At 68.5% G+C, this 18,048-nt stretch carries 18 protein-coding genes, 1 pseudogene and 1 riboswitch; of the genes and pseudogenes, 5 read left to right on the top strand and 14 right to left on the bottom strand.

Annotated features, from left to right (window positions below):
* Positions 1 to 10: 10 nt before the first annotated feature.
* Complete coding sequence (locus AB5J62_RS17460) at positions 11 to 811, bottom strand: helix-turn-helix domain-containing protein (RefSeq protein WP_370949272.1); 801 nt, start codon at positions 809 to 811, stop codon at positions 11 to 13.
* 114 nt (positions 812 to 925) lie between these two features.
* On the opposite strand from AB5J62_RS17460, the gene AB5J62_RS17455 reads away from it, so the two are divergent.
* Positions 926 to 1,279, top strand: coding sequence for a nuclear transport factor 2 family protein (locus AB5J62_RS17455; protein ID WP_370949271.1), 354 nt, complete (start codon positions 926 to 928; stop codon positions 1,277 to 1,279).
* Between the two features lie 557 nt (positions 1,280 to 1,836).
* Here the strand turns inward: AB5J62_RS17455 and AB5J62_RS17450 are convergent.
* From AB5J62_RS17450 to AB5J62_RS17440, 3 genes and pseudogenes are all read right to left on the bottom strand, one after another.
* Positions 1,837 to 2,886 carry an IS630 family transposase gene (locus AB5J62_RS17450; RefSeq protein WP_370942872.1) on the bottom strand — a complete coding sequence of 350 codons (1,050 nt, stop codon included), beginning with the start codon at positions 2,884 to 2,886 and terminating at the stop codon, positions 1,837 to 1,839.
* Positions 2,887 to 2,947: 61 nt separating this feature from the next.
* A pseudogene (gcvP, locus tag AB5J62_RS17445) lies at positions 2,948 to 5,804 on the bottom strand (aminomethyl-transferring glycine dehydrogenase).
* A gap of 156 nt (positions 5,805 to 5,960) precedes the next feature.
* Positions 5,961 to 6,060: riboswitch (glycine riboswitch) on the bottom strand.
* Between the two features lie 33 nt (positions 6,061 to 6,093).
* Positions 6,094 to 6,672, bottom strand: a complete 579-nt coding sequence (locus AB5J62_RS17440; RefSeq protein ID WP_370949270.1) for a MerR family transcriptional regulator — start codon at positions 6,670 to 6,672, stop codon at positions 6,094 to 6,096.
* A gap of 244 nt (positions 6,673 to 6,916) precedes the next feature.
* Between AB5J62_RS17440 and AB5J62_RS17435 the strand changes: the two genes are divergently transcribed.
* Entirely contained in the window at positions 6,917 to 7,540 is a 624-nt protein-coding gene (locus tag AB5J62_RS17435; RefSeq protein ID WP_370949269.1) for a TetR/AcrR family transcriptional regulator, read from the top strand.
* A 49-nt stretch (positions 7,541 to 7,589) separates the two neighbouring features.
* Here AB5J62_RS17435 and AB5J62_RS17430 read toward each other — a convergent pair whose 3' ends face one another.
* From AB5J62_RS17430 to AB5J62_RS17405, 6 genes are all read right to left on the bottom strand, one after another.
* Positions 7,590 to 8,063, bottom strand: coding sequence for a bifunctional nuclease family protein (locus tag AB5J62_RS17430; RefSeq protein WP_091286322.1), 474 nt, complete (start codon positions 8,061 to 8,063; stop codon positions 7,590 to 7,592).
* 232 nt (positions 8,064 to 8,295) lie between these two features.
* Positions 8,296 to 9,051, bottom strand: coding sequence for a MerR family transcriptional regulator (locus AB5J62_RS17425; RefSeq protein ID WP_370949268.1), 756 nt, complete (start codon positions 9,049 to 9,051; stop codon positions 8,296 to 8,298).
* Positions 9,048 to 9,515, bottom strand: coding sequence for a glycogen accumulation regulator GarA (gene garA / locus AB5J62_RS17420; RefSeq protein WP_370949267.1), 468 nt, complete (start codon positions 9,513 to 9,515; stop codon positions 9,048 to 9,050). The genes AB5J62_RS17425 and garA overlap by 4 nt, the downstream gene beginning before the upstream one ends.
* Before the next feature lie 146 nt (positions 9,516 to 9,661).
* Complete coding sequence (gcvH, locus tag AB5J62_RS17415) at positions 9,662 to 10,042, bottom strand: glycine cleavage system protein GcvH (RefSeq protein WP_370949266.1); 381 nt, start codon at positions 10,040 to 10,042, stop codon at positions 9,662 to 9,664.
* A gap of 49 nt (positions 10,043 to 10,091) precedes the next feature.
* Positions 10,092 to 10,703 carry a CDP-alcohol phosphatidyltransferase family protein gene (locus AB5J62_RS17410; protein ID WP_370949265.1) on the bottom strand — a complete coding sequence of 204 codons (612 nt, stop codon included), beginning with the start codon at positions 10,701 to 10,703 and terminating at the stop codon, positions 10,092 to 10,094.
* 23 nt (positions 10,704 to 10,726) lie between these two features.
* Positions 10,727 to 10,873, bottom strand: a complete 147-nt coding sequence (locus AB5J62_RS17405) for a hypothetical protein (RefSeq protein ID WP_245757125.1) — start codon at positions 10,871 to 10,873, stop codon at positions 10,727 to 10,729.
* Between the two features lie 284 nt (positions 10,874 to 11,157).
* Between AB5J62_RS17405 and AB5J62_RS17400 the strand changes: the two genes are divergently transcribed.
* The gene (locus AB5J62_RS17400) at positions 11,158 to 11,640 is read left to right on the top strand and encodes a hypothetical protein (RefSeq protein ID WP_370949264.1); all 483 of its coding nucleotides are present in this window, start codon (positions 11,158 to 11,160) and stop codon (positions 11,638 to 11,640) included.
* Between the two features lie 21 nt (positions 11,641 to 11,661).
* Positions 11,662 to 12,075 carry a hypothetical protein gene (locus AB5J62_RS17395; RefSeq protein ID WP_370949263.1) on the top strand — a complete coding sequence of 138 codons (414 nt, stop codon included), beginning with the start codon at positions 11,662 to 11,664 and terminating at the stop codon, positions 12,073 to 12,075.
* 25 nt (positions 12,076 to 12,100) lie between these two features.
* Here the strand turns inward: AB5J62_RS17395 and AB5J62_RS17390 are convergent, their stop codons facing one another.
* The 3 genes from AB5J62_RS17390 to AB5J62_RS17380 form a co-directional block, all read right to left on the bottom strand.
* A complete protein-coding gene (locus AB5J62_RS17390) occupies positions 12,101 to 12,982 on the bottom strand; it encodes a bile acid:sodium symporter family protein (protein ID WP_370949262.1) in 882 nt (293 codons plus the stop codon).
* 149 nt (positions 12,983 to 13,131) lie between these two features.
* Positions 13,132 to 14,805 carry an AMP-binding protein gene (locus AB5J62_RS17385; RefSeq protein ID WP_370949261.1) on the bottom strand — a complete coding sequence of 558 codons (1,674 nt, stop codon included), beginning with the start codon at positions 14,803 to 14,805 and terminating at the stop codon, positions 13,132 to 13,134.
* A gap of 9 nt (positions 14,806 to 14,814) precedes the next feature.
* Positions 14,815 to 15,654 (bottom strand): crotonase/enoyl-CoA hydratase family protein, encoded by an 840-nt coding sequence (locus tag AB5J62_RS17380; RefSeq protein WP_370949260.1) that lies wholly within the window; start codon positions 15,652 to 15,654, stop codon positions 14,815 to 14,817.
* Positions 15,655 to 15,741: 87 nt separating this feature from the next.
* Between AB5J62_RS17380 and AB5J62_RS17375 the strand changes: the two genes are divergently transcribed.
* Positions 15,742 to 16,626, top strand: a complete 885-nt coding sequence (locus AB5J62_RS17375; RefSeq protein WP_370949259.1) for an alpha/beta fold hydrolase — start codon at positions 15,742 to 15,744, stop codon at positions 16,624 to 16,626.
* A gap of 171 nt (positions 16,627 to 16,797) precedes the next feature.
* Here AB5J62_RS17375 and cobA read toward each other — a convergent pair whose 3' ends face one another.
* Complete coding sequence (cobA, locus tag AB5J62_RS17370; protein ID WP_370949258.1) at positions 16,798 to 18,015, bottom strand: uroporphyrinogen-III C-methyltransferase; 1,218 nt, start codon at positions 18,013 to 18,015, stop codon at positions 16,798 to 16,800.
* Positions 18,016 to 18,048: the final 33 nt, after the last annotated feature.

Below are 18,048 nucleotides of genomic sequence, written 5' to 3'. Positions count from 1 at the left end.
TCGGATTCCTCTACCCCCGCGTATCCTGCCATCCCCGCCGCAGATACTCAGCCGTCGGCGTGTCGGCCGGGAAGAAGGACTCGATCACCAGCTCGGCCAGCGTGATGTCCAGCGGCGTCCCGAAGGTCGCGACCGTCGAGAAGAAGGTCAGCTCGGTGCCGTGATGGCGCAGGCGCAGCGGGATGATGATGTCGCCGGGCGCCGGGACCTCGACCTCGGGCACCGGCTGGTCGCAGGGATAGCCACGCAGCTCGTCGAGCAGCTCCGTGAGCACCGGGTCGGCGGTCTGCGCGACCTGCCTGCGCAGCCTGCCCAGCAGATGCGCCCGCCACTCCCCCAGATTCACGATGTTCGGCGCCATCCCGTCCGGATGCAGCGTCGCGCGCAGCACGTTGGTGAGCAGCGACGGGTCGACGTCCTCGACCATGATCCCGATGCTCGCGTTGGCCTCGACGAGGTTCCAGTGCCGATCGACCACGGCGGCCGGGTACGGCTCGTGGCTGGCGAGCAGCTGGCGCACGGCCTGGCGCGCGGCGGCCATCTCGGGATCGGCGAGCCCGGTCTCGGCGTACGCGGGCGCATAGCCCGCGGCGAGCAGGAGCTGGTTGCGCGCCCTGAGCGGCACGTCGAGGTGCTCACCGAGCTTGAGCACCATCTCCCGGCTCGGCTGCGAACGCCCGGTCTCGACGAAACTCAGGTGCCTGGTGGAAATCTCCGCCTCGATGGCCAGGTCGAGCTGGCTGATCCGGCGCCGGTCCCGCCACTCACGCAGCAGCTGGCCGACGGGTCGCTGACGCGTCGCAGTAGTCACCCCGGCGACGCTACGGAGTTCGCCTCGCGGTCGCCATTACCTCCCGCGTAATCGACGGGCGGCCGGTCCCCCGGACAAGGTTGTGCCATCACAAACCGAAAAGGGGTTCACACCATGTCCGACATCGCCGACCGCTACCTCGCCGTCTGGAACGAGACCGACCCGGCCCGCCGCCGCGCCCTCATCGCGGACACCTTCACCGAGGACGCCTCCTACACCGACCCGCTCGGCGCGGTCCGCGGCCACGACGGCATCGACACCTTCATCGCGGGCGCCCAGTCCCAGTTCCCCGGCCTCGTCTTCACCCTGCCCGCCGAACCCGACGCGCACCACAACCTGGCGCGTTTCCAGTGGCACCTTGGCGCGCCCGACGCTCCCGAGCCGCTGGTCATCGGGTTCGACGTGGTCGTGATCGCCGACGGCCGCATCAGCGCGGTCGGCGGCTTCCTGGACAAAGTCCCCGCCTGACGTCGGGGGTCGTGAGTGGTACGGCCGGTTCTAACCGGCCTAAACACTCACGACCCCTTGGGGGCCGGCTCGTGGTCGCGAGGGGTTCAGGTGAGGGCCTCCCTGACCCGAATCCGCCGAGTGAGGGCCTCCCTCACCCGAAATGTCGGGTGAGGGAGGCCCTGACCACCTCCAGCCGGGTGAGGGAGGCCCTCACTCCAGCCAGCCGACCCATGCGTCACCCATGGCGTTCCCTCGGCGCCCATCAACTGTCCACTCAGGACACCAGCCGCCACCCTCGCCGCTGGGGGCTACCGGCCTGTATGAAGGCTCCCCTCATCCACCCATGCTGGATGAAGGCTCCCTTCATACAGCTCGAACTTGATGAAGGCTCCCTTCATACGCCCAGGCTGTATGAAGGCTCCCCTCATACGGGCCGAACTGGATGAAGGGAGCCTTCATACACGCGAAACCCCCGCCGTCAGCGCGAGGCCTGGGCGCGACGCCAGGCCTACCTGGGCACGGGGGTCGTGAGTGGTACGGCCGGTTCTATTGATCCGTAAGGCAAATATGGCGTGTCAGTCTGCGGCGTAGCGGACGGGTTCCTTGCCGAAGAAGGCTTTCACGCGGTCGGGTTGGTTCTGGCGGCGGCGCAGGTGGGTGCGTGCGCCTGCCGCCAGTTCCTCTTGGGTGCGGGGGCTTTGTGTTGCGGTGACGTGGTGTTTGAGGTCGCCGTTGAGCAGTTCGACGGGGTTGAGTTCGGGGCTGTAACCGGGCAGGAAATGCATCTCGATCCGCTCGGTCCGCTGGGCGAGCCAGTCTTTGAGCAGGATCGCGCGATGTGAGGGGTGCCCGTCGACGATCAGGTGGATCTTGCGATCAACGTGACGCACCAGCCGATCGAGGAACTCGATCATCACGTGGACGTTGAACCCGCCCTGGAACACGGTGAAGTAGAGCTCGCCTTTGTTGCTGATCGCGGCCATCGCGTTGACCGTGAACCGCTTGCCACTGTTGGGCACCACCGGGGTTTTCCCGACCGGAGCCCACGTGGCCGCGACCGAGGCGTCCGAACGCAGCCCCGTCTGATCCAGCCACAGGATCACCGCCTTCTCCCGCTTCGCGCGCGCCGCGATCGCCGGATACCGCTGCTCAAGCCACTCGGTGACCTTCTCCGGGTTCTTCTCATACGCCACCTGCACCGGCTTCTGCGGCGAGAACCCCCACGACCGCAGATACTTCCCGATCGTCACCCGTGACAACTCCAGCCCGAACCAGCGTTTCACCAGGTCAGCGACCAGACCACGGGTCCACACCAGCCCCACCAGCTGAAACTGGTCCGGATACCTGCCCAGCACCGCCCGCCGCAACCGCGCCTGCTGCCTCACATCCAGCGCCATCTGCTCGCCAGCACGCCGACCACGTTTCTCGGCATACAACGCCCGATTCCCGTTGCGCTGAAACGCTGTCCACCACCGCGTCACCGACCGCACCGACACCCCGAACAGCTCCGCGACCTCAACCTGGGTCCGCCCAGACTGGACCGCGGCGACCACCCGCCGCCGCAGATCCTCCTGCGATTGCTGGGAAAGCCGCCGCGCATCCGTCACCCGAACCTTCGCGTTCACACCACGATCATGCCATATTTGCCTTACGGATCAATAACCGGTCTAAACACTCACGACCCCGTTACTCGGCGAAGGCGTCGAGGGGTGGGCAGGAGCAGACGAGGTTGCGGTCGCCGGAGGCACCGTCGATGCGGCGGACCGGCGGCCAGATCTTGGTCGCGGTGAGACCGGCGGGGAAGACGGCGATCTCGCGGGAGTAGGCGCGGTTCCACTCGCCGGAGACGCAGCGGGCTGTCTTCGAGTGGCCAGGTGCCGGCTGCGACGTGGTCGATCTCGCGGCGGATGGCGATCATGGCTTCGCAGAAGCGATCCAGCTCGGCGAGGTCTTCGCTTTCGGTCGGCTCGACCATGAGGGTGCCCGCGACGGGGAACGACATCGTGGGCGCGTGCAGGCCGTAGTCGGCGAGGCGCTTGGCGACGTCGTCGACGGTGACGCCGGTCTGCTTGGTGATCGTGCGCAGGTCGAGGATGCACTCGTGCGCGACGAGGCCGTCGTGGCCCGAATACAGGACCGGGAAGTGCTCGTTCAGTCGCCGCGCGATGTAGTTGGCGCCCGCGACCGCGGTCAGGGTCGCGCGGCGTAGGCCGTCGGCGCCCATCATGCGGACGTAAGCCCACGAGATCGGCAGGATCGACGCGCTCCCCCACGGCGCCGCGCTGATCGGGCCGACGCCGGTAAGCGGGCCCGCGAGCGGCTGCAGCGGGTGGTTCGGCAGGAACGGTGCGAGGTGCGCGCGGACGCCGATCGGGCCGACGCCCGGTCCGCCGCCGCCGTGCGGGATGCAGAACGTCTTGTGCAGGTTGAGATGCGAGACGTCCGAGCCGAATTTTCCGTACTGGGCAAGGCCGATCAGCGCGTTGAGGTTCGCACCGTCCACATAGACCTGACCGCCCGCGTCGTGCACCAGCCCGCAGACCTCGCGCACGGTGTCCTCGTACACGCCGTGCGTCGACGGGTAGGTGATCATGATCGCGGCGAGATCGTCCGCGTGCTCGAGTACCGAAGTCTTCAGGTGATCGAGGTCGATGTTGCCCTGGTCGTCACAGCGGACGACCGCGACGCGCATGCCCGCCATGACCGCGCTGGCCGCGTTGGTGCCGTGCGCGCTCGACGGGATCAGGCAGACGTCGCGCGCGCTCTCGCCGCGCGAGCGGTGGTACGCGCGGATCGCCAGCAGGCCGGCGAACTCGCCCTGGCTGCCCGCGTTGGGCTGCAAGGAAACCGCGTCGTAGCCGGTGATCTGGGCGAGCCAACCCTCCAGATCGGACACGATCTTCAGAAGCCCGGCCGCGTCCTCGGCAGGCGCGAACGGGTGCAGGCCCGCGAACTCCGGCCAGGTGATGGGCTCCATCTCGGCCGCGGCGTTGAGCTTCATCGTGCACGAGCCCAGCGGGATCATGCTCCGGTCGAGCGCGACGTCCTTGTCCGACAACGTCCTCAGGTACCGCAGCAGCGCCGTCTCGGACCGGTGCGTGCTGAACACCGGGTGCGTCAAGAACGCAGACGTCCGCGCGAGTTCCGGATGCAGGCCGTCGGCGGTGTCAGCGTCGAGAGCGTCCACATCGGACACCGCGACGCCAAAAGCCTTCCACACCAGCGAAAGATGCTCACGAGTCGTCGTCTCGTCGCACGCGATGCCAACGTGATCGGCGTCGACGAGCCGCAGGTTGACGCCCAGCTCGCGCGCCGTCGCGACGATCGCCGAAGCCCGTCCTGGCACGACCGCGGTGACGGTGTCGAAGAATTCTCCGTGCTGTACATCGATTCCGGACTCGGTGAGCCCGCCGGCGAGCACGGTGGCCATGCGGTGCGCGCGCAGCGCGATCGTCCGCAGGCCCTCGGGTCCGTGGTACACCGCGTACATCGACGCGATCACCGCGAGCAGCACCTGCGCGGTGCAGATGTTCGACGTCGCCTTCTCACGGCGGATGTGCTGCTCGCGCGTCTGCAGCGCGAGCCGGTAGGCGGGCGCGCCGTCGGCGTCGACCGAAACTCCGACCAGACGACCGGGCAGCTGACGCTCGAAACCCTTGCGTACGGCCATGTACGCGGCGTGCGGGCCGCCGAAGCCCATCGGCACGCCGAACCGCTGCGTCGAGCCGATGACGACGTCCGCGCCGATCTCGCCGGGCGGGCGCAGCAGGGTCAGGGCGAGCGGGTCGGCCGCGACGACGACCGACGCGCCGCAGCCGTGCGCCTCCTCGATGACGCGCTCGTGGTCACGGACCGCGCCCGAAGCACCCGGGTAGGACAGCAGGATCCCGAAGAAGTCGCCGCCGAGTCCCAGCCCCTGAATCCCCTGCGACAGGTCGGCGAGGACGATCTCGATGCCGAGCGGCTCGGCGCGGGTGCGCACGACCTCGATGGTCTGCGGCAACGTGTCCTCGTCGACCACGAACCGCGCCGACTTCGACTTGCCCGCGCGCCGGACCAGCGTCATCGCCTCGGCGACGGCGGTCGCCTCGTCGAGCATGGACGCGTTCGCGATCGGCAGGCCGGTCAGGTCGGCGACCATGGTCTGGAAGTTGAGCAGTGCCTCGAGGCGGCCTTGCGAGATCTCCGGCTGGTACGGCGTGTAGGCCGTGTACCAGGCCGGGCTCTCCAGCACGTTGCGGCGGATGACCGGCGGGGTGATCGTGTCGTGGTAGCCGAGCCCGATCATCTGGATCATCGGCCGGTTGGACGCGGCGAGCGCGCGAAGCTCGGCCAGCGCCTGCGCTTCGGAAGCGGGCGCCGGGAGGTCCATCTCCGGTGCGGGGTCACGTAAAGAAGCGGGTACCGCACGCTCGGCGAGGTCGTCGAGTGACTCGACGCCGACGACTTCGAGGATGCGGGCGAGTTCTTCGGGGCGTGGCCCGATGTGCCGGTCCGCGAACGGGGTTCCCTGTTCCAGGTCGGACAACGAAATGCGGGCCATTACGACCTCCGGACGGCGGGGAAAGGGCCGGTTGGCCCTCCCCACTCTGTCCGTGTCCTTCGAGGACGCCTGAGAGTTTCACCCGAGGTTGAGCCGGGCTTGCACCGTCGGCGGGGTTACCCGGAGATACCCGGGCAATCCACTTTCCAGAGGCGTCTGACCCACGCGGTCCTTTGTGCCTGAGAGGTTCCGGGGAGGACTTGCTCCTTCGGCGCCGGGCTCAGTGTTCTGACCCGGGCTCTCCCGCGTGGGGTCGGCGACTACGAACGAGAGCCTACCCTGCGCGTGATCATCCCGTGCGGCGGGCGTTGCGTCGCTGGGTGAGCTCGTCCGGGGTCATCGTCTCGATCACGCCGCCGTCGGCGCGCTCGGCCGGGAATTCGTGGATGGTGCCGCTGATCTCCTGCATCGCGCCGCTGACGGCGATGCCGAACACGCCCTGCCCGCCCTGCAGTAAATCAACGATCTCCTCGGGCGAGGTGCACTCGTACACCGTGGTCCCGTCGGAGAACAGGGTGACCTTGGCGAGGTCGCGGACCCCGCGCACGGCCAGGTGCTCGACGGCGACGCGGATGTTCTGCAGTGAGACACCGGTGTCCAGCAGCCGCTTGACCACCTTTAAGACGAGAACGTCCTTGAAGGAGTACAGCCGCTGCGAGCCGGACCCGTGAGCCGTGCGGATGCTCGGCGCGACCAGCTTCGTGCGCGCCCAATAGTCGAGCTGCCGGTAGGTGATACCCGCGATCTGGCACGCGGCCGGGCCGCGGTAGCCCACCAGCTCATCCGGCAACGAGGCATCCGGGAACAACTCACCCTGCTCGGCGACCTGGCTCGGCTCCGATGCGGAGTGCTGTCCAGCCTCGACCACAGTATGCCTCCCCTCGCCCGACCAGGCGGCCGGCGAACACGCCGAGTATCCCCATGATCGGGACGCTCGGTACGGCAACACGCCACGACAGTCCCCAGGTGTCGAATCACATCGTGGCGATTTACCGCCTTTGACGGTAAGCCGCCGACCGGGGGCGGTCAACGCGACGCGCGGAGACCTCAAGTTTACGTTGAGAGTTTACTACCCACTTGCCTCGCTTACTCGGTCGTGTTAATTTTTACTCATGCAGATAACACCCGAGACGCAACCGGAGCTTGGCCTCTCCGTGACCGAACAGGCACGGCGCGCACAGATCATCAGCGCGACCATCGCGACGATCGCCGAGCTCGGCTACCGCAAGACCTCCTTCGCCAAGATCAAGGAGCGGGCAGGCCTGTCGAGCACCCGCATCATCACCTACCACTTCACCAACAAGGCCGGCCTGATGCAGAACGTGCTCACCTCGGCCATCGCGCCCAAGGAGCAGTTCCTCGCCGACCGCGTCGCCGACCTCAAGGACCGCGCGGAGCTGTTGCGCGCCTACATCGACACCGAGCTCGAGTTCCTGCGCTCGCACCCGCAGTTCGTCCGCGTGCTCACCGAGCTGGCCGCGAACTCGGACGACGAGGACGGCTGGTTCATGACCGGCCCGATGATCGAGCAGCTGCGCACCGGCCGGATCGAACGGCAGTTGGTACAAGGTCAGAACGAAGGTGCCTTCGGCGCGTTCAACGCCAAGGTGATGGCCATGTCGATCGCGCAGGCCATCGACGGGGTCGCCGCCGCGGCCGCCGCCGATCCGTCGATCGACTACGACGCGTACGCCAAGGAGCTCGGCGACCTGTTCGTCAAGGCCACCCAAGCGTGAAGGCCCCCGGCACACCAGGTGCCAGGGGCCTTCATGAAGTGAGTGCGGCTCAGGTGTCCGCGCCTCGGAAGTCTTCAGGGGACACGGAGTCGAGGAACTCGCGGAACTTCTCCACCTCGTCCTCTTGCTCGTCCGGGATGATCAGGCCTGCCTCTTCGAGCACGGAGTCCTCCGCGTGGATCGGCACGCCGATCCGCAGCGCGAGCGCCACCGAGTCGCTGGGGCGGGCCGAGACCCGGATGTCGCCGTCGAACACCAGCTCGGCGAAGAAGGTGCCTTCGCGGAGATCGGTGATGACGACCTGTTCCAGTTCCCTGCCGAGCGCTCCGATGACCTCTTTGAGCAGGTCATGGGTGAGCGGGCGGGCGGGGCGGACTCCCTGCTGCTCCAAGGCGATCGCGGTGGCTTCGACCGAGCCGATCCAGATCGGCAGGTACCGCTCGCCTTCGGTCTCCCGCAGCAACAAGATCGGCTGATTCGCGGGCAGTTCGACCCGCACTCCGACGACGCGCATTTCGCTCATCGGGCCTCGCCTCCCTCTCGTGCACACGGGCTTCAACGCCCTCTTTTCGACGGTAAGCCCCGACTTGCTCGACGCTACCCGTCTTGACGGCGCTGTGCTCGTCGTCCGGACACCTTCTGCGGGCTCACGCTACGCAAACCCAGGTATAACCGTACGGCATTGACAGCCGCATATTCAGTCATTGACATAGGGCGTGACAACAGGCATGCGGAATTGACACTCCATGCCCGGTTCAGCCGCCGGTGACGCCCCGTATGCCCGCCTTGACCAGCAGCGTGTGCAGCGCGACGGAGAGTGCGGCCAGCTCCTTGACCATCTCGTCGGCGCGCGCTTTCGCGTCGGCGTCACGGTGGCGATACACCGGGGTCACGATCTGTTCCAGCAGTCCGACTTCCCGGTCAGCGGAAGCCCGGAACGCGCGCAAATGCCTCGGCTCGATACCGAATTCGGTCATCGCCTTGACGGTCTTCGCGACCAGCACCGCGTCCGGATCGAAAAAACCGGCCGCACCGGGCCGGATCAGACCGAACTGCTGCAGTTCCCCCAGCATGGCCAGGTCGATCCCAGCCTGTGAGAGCAGTTCCTCCTGCGTCAGCCGGATCTCCCGCTCGGACGCGAAGTCGTCCGGGCCCGGCATCCGCGCGCCGAAGTCCTCGTTCCCGCTCAGATCGAGCGAGACGAGCTTGCGTGGTGGACGCGGAGCGGACACGACCGCCACGTTGCCGCGGTCGGCCGCGTCCAGCTGCTCCTTGATGACCTTCAGCGGCAGGTAGTGATCCCGCTGTGCGGACAGCACAAAGCGCAGGCGCTCCACGTCCGCCACGGCGAACTGCCGGTACCCGGAGGGGGTCCGGCCCGGCTGGACCAGACCCTCCGACTCCAGGAACCGGATCTTGGAGATGGTGACATCGGGAAAGTCGCCGCGCAGCTGCGCCAGCACGGCCCCGATGCTCAACCCATCGCGCTGTGGCCGCCCGGCCGCCGTCACTGCGCCCCCTGACCCCCGGAGCCGGTCAGGAAGACCAGGCGGAACTTGCCGATCTGGACCTCGTCGCCACCGGTCAGCACGGCCTGGTCGACCGGCTCGCGGTTGACGTAGGTGCCGTTCAGGCTGCCGACGTCGATCACCACGAACTCGCCACCCTCACGCCGGAACTCGGCGTGGCGGCGGGAAACCGTGACGTCGTCGAGGAAGATGTCGCTGTCCGGGTGCCGGCCCGCGCTCGTGGTGTCCACGTCGAGCAGGAAACGCGAGCCCGCGTTCGGGCCACGCTTCACGACCAGCAAAGCCTGGTTCGCGCGGAGCGCGTCCAGACCGGCATCCTGCGTCGCGGGCGCAGGCTGCGCGGCGGCCTGCTGTCCCTCGACATCGGCCAGGAAGTCTGCGCGGAAGACAGACGTCCGCTCCGGAGAAGACTCCGGGGGAACGCCGGGTCCGTCGTTCGTGCTCACCTGAGCTCTCCTCACCCGCTGATGTTGCTTTGCCTCAAAAGAACGTATGTGTGCAAACGTACCGTGCCTGATCGATCAGGGCTGCCGCGGCTCCCCCAACCGGACCCGCGGCCTCCCAACCAGGAAAGATCCGCCTCCAGACAGTGCTAGTCCTTGGTCAACGCCTGGTACGCCTCGGCTTCCAGCAGGCTGTCGACACTCGTCGGGTCGTCGAGTTTGATCTCGATGAGCCAGCCCTCGCCATAAGGGTCACTGTTGATCAGCTCGGGCTGGTCGGCGACGCCGTCGTTGACCGCGACGATCTCGCCGTCCAGCGGCGCGAACAGCTCAGAGACGCTCTTGGTGGACTCCACCTCGCCGAACGCGTCACCGGCGCTCACCTGGCGGCCGACCTCGGGCAGGTCGACGAAGACCACGTCGCCCAGCTGGTCCTGCGCGTACTCGGTGATGCCGACGCGCACGGTCTCGCCGCGGGTCGCGACCCACTCGTGCTCTTCGGTGTAGCGGAGTTCTTCTGGAGTGGTCAAAGCCGCTCCCCTTTCGTGCTCTGACAACGGCTGGCGCGGAGTCTCTCACCTACGCCGCGGCGGCCGCATCCCGATCCCCGCCACCGCGGACGGCCTGCACGCACTGGATGACATAGAGGGCGCCGGACCAGACATAGAGGACGCCGCCCCAGGTGGTGAAGGCGTACGCGATCGGGCGGCAGAACGCGGCCAGATCCGAGGTGCCGGTGGTGACCAGCAGGAACGGGAAGGCGTACATGAGCACGAACGTCGCGCCCTTGCCGATGTAGGTGACCTCGGGCGGCGCGAAACCGTTGCGGCGCAGCACCAGCACGCAGACGGCGAGCACGGCCTCGCGCAGCACCAGCGGCGCCACGACCCACCACGGCACGATGTCGCGGATCAGGAAGGCGACGAGTGTCGCGAGGATGAACAGCCGGTCGGCCGCCGGGTCGAGCAGCTGTCCCAGCCTGCTCATCTGGTTGAGCCAGCGGGCGAGCTTGCCGTCCAGCCAGTCGGTCAGCGCGCTGAACATGAGCAACGCGAGCGCCCAGCCGTCTTCCTCCGGCCCCAGCAGGAGCCAGAGGAAGACGGGGACGAGCGCGAGGCGCAGGATGGAGAGCAGGTTCGGCACGTTGAACGCCTGCCGAAGCAGTGAAGACTCTTCAGGGGTGGTGCTCACCCGCTCAGCCTAGTGTCCTGCGGCTAGCTGGCGCGGCGGTGGCTCCAGCCCCTGCGGGCCAGCTCAGCGCGGGTGAGGGCCTGCGGCCTGCCGCGGGTGTCGGTGCCGACCCAGCGCGGGCGGCCGGACGGCGCCTCGAGCACGAAGGGACGGCCGTGGCTCCACACCACGGAGCAAGGGTCTGTCGGCGGGTTGTCTGTGACGGGGACTTCGGAGTTACTCATGGCTCTCACGGGTCGGGGACGGCGGGTCTTTCACTCTCCTTGTCGGCTGTCGTGGCCGGATCGTTAGCCCCGGCACGCGGATTTCACCCTTTAGGACAAAGCGATTCACTCCGTTAACCGTCCATTGTGGACTCTTTGTCGGTGTCGCCGGAGGTCACCGTGCCGATCGGCTCCTCCTGCCGACCGGGTACCCTCCTCATCTTCGGTTCACACCACGCCGGGAGGGTGGCATGACGCACGGACGCGCCGTTCTGGCGTGCCTCGCGGTGGCCGCGCTCGCCGTGGGCTGCGCCGCGGATCCGGCGCCAGCGCCGCCCCCGCCACCTTCTCCCCCGCCGGTTTCGAGCTCCGCTTCTTCCCCGCCGTCGCTGCCGCCCATCCCGGTCGAGACCGGCGCGTCCACGGCCAAGCCGCCCAAGACGACCGCGCCGCCCGCCGACGGCACCTGCGGCACCGTGGCCGCCGCCAGCGGGCTGACCCTGCAGGTGCTGGGCGGGCAGTCGGGCGGCGGCGTCGACTGCGCGACCGGTAAGAAGATCGTCGAGCAGTTCCAGCGCAAGATCGCGGGCAAGCAGCCCGTCGAGTCGAACGAGCCGGTCAGCGACACGGTCGACGGCTGGCTCTGCGTGTCGGGCCCGCCCGCCGCGCAAGGCGGCACCACCTGCAGCAAGGACAACGCGACCGTGCTCGCCGCGGTCGTCCCCACCGAGTAACCCATTCACCGAGAAGGGCACATGTCCAGAGTCACCGTGTTCTGCCTGCTCGTCGCCTCGCTAGCCCTGTCAGGGTGCGGCAGCGACAGCACGCCGCCGCCGGCCGCCCCGTCGTCACCGGCGGCCGTCGCTCCCCCGTCGGGCCCGGCGCCCAGCCCCGCCGCGAACCCGGCGGCGGCCGGCACCAAGTGCGGCGAGGTGCCCGCCAAGGACAAGCAGGCCAAGGTGACCATCCGCGGCGGAGCGGTCGACTGCGCGCAGGCGACCCAGGTCGTCACCGAGTACTTCCAGAAGCTCACCCCGGCCGAGGCCAAGTCGCCGCAGGGCCCCGGCCCGATCGCGGTCGGCGAGTGGACCTGCGGCAGCGGCCCCGACGACCCGGTGACCACGTGCTCGACCGAGGACGACCGCCAGGTCGAGGGCACCACCGCTTGAGGACTCGTGAGCGTTGCGGGCGGTTCTAACCGCCCGCAACGCTCACGAGCTTTTCGGACTTCTTGCGGGTCAACGCGTAGGCGGCGATCGCGGCGGGCACGAACATCACCGAGCCGTAGATCCCGGCCGGGACGGCCATGGCCTCGCTGCCGAGCACCGACACCGCGACAGTGATGGCCAGCGCGGCGTTGTGGATCCCGATCTCCATGGCCGACGCGATCGCCTGCCGCCGCTCCACCCGCAGCAGCCGCGGCACCCCGTAGCCGACCGCGAGGCTCAGCACCGAAAGCAGCAACGCCACCGGCCCGAGCGTGTCGCTGTTGTCCAGCAGCAGCTTGAAGTTCCCGACGATCGAGAACGTGACAGCCAGCGCCAGCACGACCACCGAAGCGACCTTGACCGGCTTCTGCATCTTCTCGGTCCACGCGACGTAGCGGTGCCGCACCCACATGCCGATCGCGACCGGCACCAGCACGACCGCGAACACCTGCAGCAGCTTCGCCGGCTGCAATCCGATCGACGCGTCGTCCGCCATGAACCGCGCCACCGACAGCGCGACCACCAGCGGCAGCGTGAACACCGCGAGCACGGAGTTGATCGCGGTCAGCGTGATGTTCAGCGCGACGTCACCACCCGCGAGGTGGCTGAACAGGTTCGCCGAGGTGCCACCGGGCGACGCGACGAGCAGCATCATGCCGACCGCCAGCACGCCGTTGAGGCCGAACAGCACGACCAGCCCGTAGCAAATGGCGGGTAGCACGACGATCTGGCACGTCAGCGCCACGATGGCGGCCTTCGGGTACTTCACCACCCTGGCGAAGTCGGCCAAGGTCAGCGACAGGCCGAGACCGAACATCACCAGCGCGAGCGCCGCCGGCAGGAAAATCGAGAAGATCTGCGAACCCATCCGAACCTCCGCGAGTTCATAAGCGAGAACCGGCTGCAATCCTGCCCTCGCGGAGGCGCGATCTTTCTCCTCATGTGCGACTAATGTCTGGTTTGTGACCTTCGAGGTGGGTCGTGAGTGTTTTCGCCGGTTAGAACCGGCCGGAACACTCACGAGTCCTTGAAGTCCTCCTCGCGGAACTCGCCCGACGGCCGCAGATCGGCGCCGCCCGCGCGGTTGCGGAGCTCCACACGGCGGATCTTGCCCGAGATCGTCTTGGGCAACTCCGCGAACTCGAGCCGGCGGATTCGCTTGTACGGAGCCAAATGCTCCCGGCAGAAGGCCAGAATGGACTGAGCCGTCTCGGCCGTCGGCGAGTGACCGGCCGCGAGGACCACGAAGGCCTTCGGGACCGCGAGCCGGATCGGGTCGGCGGCCGGTACCACCGCGGCCTCCGCGACCGCGTCGTGTTCGAGCAGGACGCTCTCCAGCTCGAACGGCGAGATCCGGTAGTCCGACGCCTTGAAGACGTCGTCCGTGCGGCCGACATAGGTGATGTAGCCGTTCGCGTCGACCGAACCGACGTCGCCCGTGTGGTAATAACCGTTTGCGAACGCCGCCGAGGTGCGCTCGTCGTCATCGGCGTACCCGGTCATCAGGCCGACCGGGCGCTCCGACAGATCGAGACAGATCTCGCCTTCCGAAGACACCTCGCCGCTCACCGGGTCGACCAAGGCGACCTTGAACCCGGGCAGCGGACGGCCCATCGAGCCCGGCACGACGTCCTGACCGGGCGTGTTGGCGATCTGGACGCTGCTCTCCGTCTGGCCGAAGCCGTCGCGGATGGTCACGCCCCACGCCTTGCGCACCTGGTCGATGACCTCGGGGTTCAACGGCTCCCCCGCGCCGACCACCTTGCGCGGCGGCACCCGCAACGCCGTCAGGTCGGCCTGGATGAGCATGCGCCACACGGTCGGCGGCGCGCAGAAGCTCGTGATGCCGCACCGGTCCATCTGGGCCATCAACGCCGCCGCGTCGAAGCGCGTGTAGTTGTAGAGGAACACCGTCGCCTCGGCGTTCCACGGCGCGAAGACGTTGCTCCACGCGTGTTTCGCCCAGCCAGGCGAGGAAATGTTCAGGTGGACGTCGCCGGGTTCGAGGCCGATCCAGTACATTGTGGACAGATGGCCGACCGGGTAGGACACCTGGGTGTGCCGCACCAGCTTGGGTTTCGCGGTCGTGCCTGACGTGAAGTACAGCAGCAGCGAGTCGTCGGCCTTGGTGGGGCCGTCCGGCGTGAACTCCGCCGAAGCGTCCTGGGAATCCGCGTAGGACACCCAGCCGTCGACCGGCTCGCCGACCGCGATCCGCGTGTAGTCGCCCGCCACCGTCTCGAACTTCGGCGTGTCCTCCGCGCGGATGACCACGTGTTTGGCCGCGCCGCGCTCGACGCGGTCGGTCAGGTCGGCGGGCCCCAGCAGGGTCGACGCCGGGATGATGACCGCGCCGAGCTTGATCGAGGCGAGGATCGTCTCCCACAGCTCACCCTGGTTGCCCAGCATGAGGATCAGCCGATCCCCACGCCGGACACCCAGTGACCGCAGCCAGTTCGCGACCTGGTCTGAGCGCCGCGCCATCTCCGGGAACGTCCAGCGGTTCTCGGAGCCGTCCTCTTCCACGATCCAGAGCGCGTACCGTTCGGCGTTGGCCGGGTCGCGGGCGATCTCGTCGAACCAGTCGAGCGCCCAGTTGAACTCCGTGAACCGCGGCCACTCGAAGTCCCGGTAGGCCGTGCCGTAGTCCTCACGGTGCGCCAGCAGATAATCCCTCGCCGCACGGAACACGCGTACTCCTCACTCGCCCTTGTACTCGGGTGCCCTTCGCTCCATGAAGGCCTGAACCGCCTCGGCCAGGTCCTTGCTCGGCAGGAACGCCGAGTTCCAGGCACCGACGTAACGCAGGCCGTCGGCGACCTGGCGCTCGGTGTTGACCGAGAGCACGTCCTTCACACCCTGCACCACGAGCGGCGGATTCGCAGCGATGTCGGCGGCGAGTTGCCGCGCGGCCACGAGCGCGGCCTCCTGGTCGGCGTAGACGTCGTTGACGAGACCGATCTTCTCGGCGCGCGCGGCGTCGATGTCCTTGCCGGTCAGCGCCAGCTCACGCAGGTGGCCGTCGCCGATGATCGGCGCGAGCCGCTGCAGGCTGCCGAGGTCGGCCACGATCGCGACCTTGACCTCGCGGACGCTGAACTTCGCGTCGGCGCTGGCCACGCGCACGTCCGCGGCGGCGATGACGTCGACGCCACCGCCGATGCACCAGCCGGAGATCGACGCGATGACCGGCTTGCGGCACCGCGCGACCGAGGTGACGCTCTCCTGCAGCTCCCGGAGGTGACCGAGGAACTCCGTGCGCGGCCCGGCGAGCGACTCGCCGCCGAGGATCGGCGCCCAGCTCGGCATCATCGCAGGCAGGTCGAGGCCGTACGAGAAGTGCTTGCCGCTGCCGGTCAGCACCACGGCGCGCACTTCGGGGTCGGCGTCGAGCGCGCCGAACACGATCGGCAGCTCACGCCAGAAGTCGGGGCCCATGGCGTTGCCCTTGGACGGGCCGAGCAGGGTCACTTCGGCGACATGGCCGGTCACCTCGACCTTGAGCGAGACAAGATCGGGCAGCTTTGCGGTAGCGGTCATGGCAGTCATCTTGACTCATCCGGTTGACACTGTGCCAACTTGGTCAGGGCATGCTTTCCTGGAGGGGTAGGAACGAGGGGAGTTCGGATGACCGTCACCAGTTTGACTCAGTTCCCGCGACGGCGGCGTTCCGCCAGGCGGAATCGGCCGATCGAACTGTCCGGCTCCTTCGCCCACCAGGGGCATCGACTGCACTACACCGAGTACGGCAGCGGGCCCCGCGTCGTGGTGCTGATGCACGGCATCATGCTGACCAGGCGCATGCACGCGCCGCTGGCCAGGCGCCTCGCCCGCGAGGGTTTCCGGGTGATCACCATGGACCTGCTCGGGCACGGCGAGTCCGAGCGCCCGCCCGAGTCGTGGCACTACTCGATGACCGCGTTCGGCGAGCAGGCGGTCGCGCTGCTCGATCACCTCGACATCGATCAGGCGGTCATGGGCGGCACCTCGCTCGGCGCGAACGTCTCACTCGAGGTCGCCGTCGCCGCGCCGGAACGCCTGCACGGCATGGTCGTCGAGATGCCGGTGCTGGACAACGCCATCGTCGCGGGCCTGCTCGTGTTCGGCCCCCTGCTGCTGGCCGCCCGATTCGTCCCGATCAGCGTCCGCGCGGTGGCGCTCGCGGCAAGCCTTGTGCCCCACGGCAGCCAGTGGGTCGACGTCGTCACCGACACCCTCGAGCAGGAGCCCGCCGGCATGGCCGCGCTGCTGCACGGTGTCCTCTTCGGCCGGACGGCCCCGCCCAAGTCGATCCGCAAGCAGATCACGGTGCCGACCCTGGTCATCGGCCACCAGGGCGACCCGATCCACCCGTTCGGCGACGCCGACACCCTCGCCGCCGACATGCCGCACGCCGAGTTCATCCAGGCCCGCAGCCCGGTCGAACTCCGCACGGACCCGCAGCGCCTCTCCACCGCCATCGCTTCTTTTTGCGGTCGCTGCTACGAATTCGACGAAAGCCAAGCCGTATAGGCCATTATACACCGCGATAAAGCCCGCTAAACTCCGCGAGATAAAGCAGGCTTTATCCCGGCCCCACGCCCCAGGGCTCGTCGCGCGTACACCCGCCGCGTCCAGCCCGGCGAGACGACCCCGGCAGGAAGCGGGATAAAGCCCGCTTTACTCCGCGGAGTAAAGCGGGCTTTATCGCGGTTGGACGAGGCCTGCGACGGGGCCGATGACGATGACGGCGGGTGGGCGGACGCCCGCGGCCTTGGCTTCGGTCGCGACGACGTCCAATGTGGACCGCAGGACGCGCTGGGTGCGCATGGTGCCGTCCTCGATGATGGCGACCGGGGTGTCGGCGGGACGGCCGCCGTCGAGCAGGGTCTGGGCGAACTGCGGGAGCCGCTCGACGCCCATCATCAGCACGATCGTGCCCTTGAGCTTGGCCAGCGCGGGCCAGTCGGTCAGCGAGGCAGGGTGATCCGGGGCGACGTGGCCGGACACGACCACGACCTCGTGCGCGACACCGCGGTGCGTCACCGGGACGTCGGCGATCGCGGGGACGGCGAACGCGGACGTGATGCCGGGGACCATGGTGACCGGGATGCCCGCGTCGACGCAGGCCAGGTACTCCTCGAAGCCGCGGCCGAACAGGTACGGGTCGCCGCCTTTGAGGCGGACGACGAACTTGCCGGCCTTGGCGGCCTCGATGATCGTGCTGTTGATGACTTCCTGGCTCGCGGCCCTGCCGTACGGGATCTTCGCGGCGTCGACGATCTCGACCTCGGGCGCGAGCTCGTCGAGCAGCTCGCGCGGGGCGAGGCGGTCGGCGACCACGACGTCCGCGCGGGCCAGCAACCGGCGGCCGCGGACGGTGATCAGCTCGGGGTCGCCTGGTCCCCCGCCGACGAGCGCGACGCCGGGGAGTTCCTCCGGCGCGACGCGGCCGTCGTCGACGGTGCCCGCGCGGAGCCCGTCGAGGATGCTGTCGCGGACCGCGGCCGAGCGCAGCGGCGTGCCGCCGGAGAGCACGCCGAGCAGGAGCCCGCCGTGGCGGCCGGACGCCGGCGTGACGGCCGTGCCCTGGGTGCCGTCGTCCGCGCGGACGCAGAACACGCGGGCGCGTTCGGCTTCCGCGCAGACGGCGGCGTTGACCTCGGGGTCGTTGGTGCAGGCCAGCGCGTACCAGGCGTCGGCGAGGTCGCCGCCGCGGTAGGCCCGCTGATGCCAGACGATCTCGCCGGCGTCGGCCATCGCGCTGACCGACGGCGTGGTCTCCGGGGACACGACTTCGACGCGCGCGCCCGCGCCGACGAGCCTGGGCAGCCTGCGCTGCGCGACGGTTCCGCCGCCGACCATCACGACACGGCGGCCGGTCAGGTCGAGCCCGGAGAGATAGTGCGGGTCATCTGGCATGGCGAACAGCATGCCTGCCGCGTGCGCACAGCG

The organism is Amycolatopsis sp. cg5 (genome assembly GCF_041346955.1).
GTDB lineage: Bacteria > Actinomycetota > Actinomycetes > Mycobacteriales > Pseudonocardiaceae > Amycolatopsis.
This window is presented reverse-complemented; position numbering and strand designations above follow the sequence as displayed.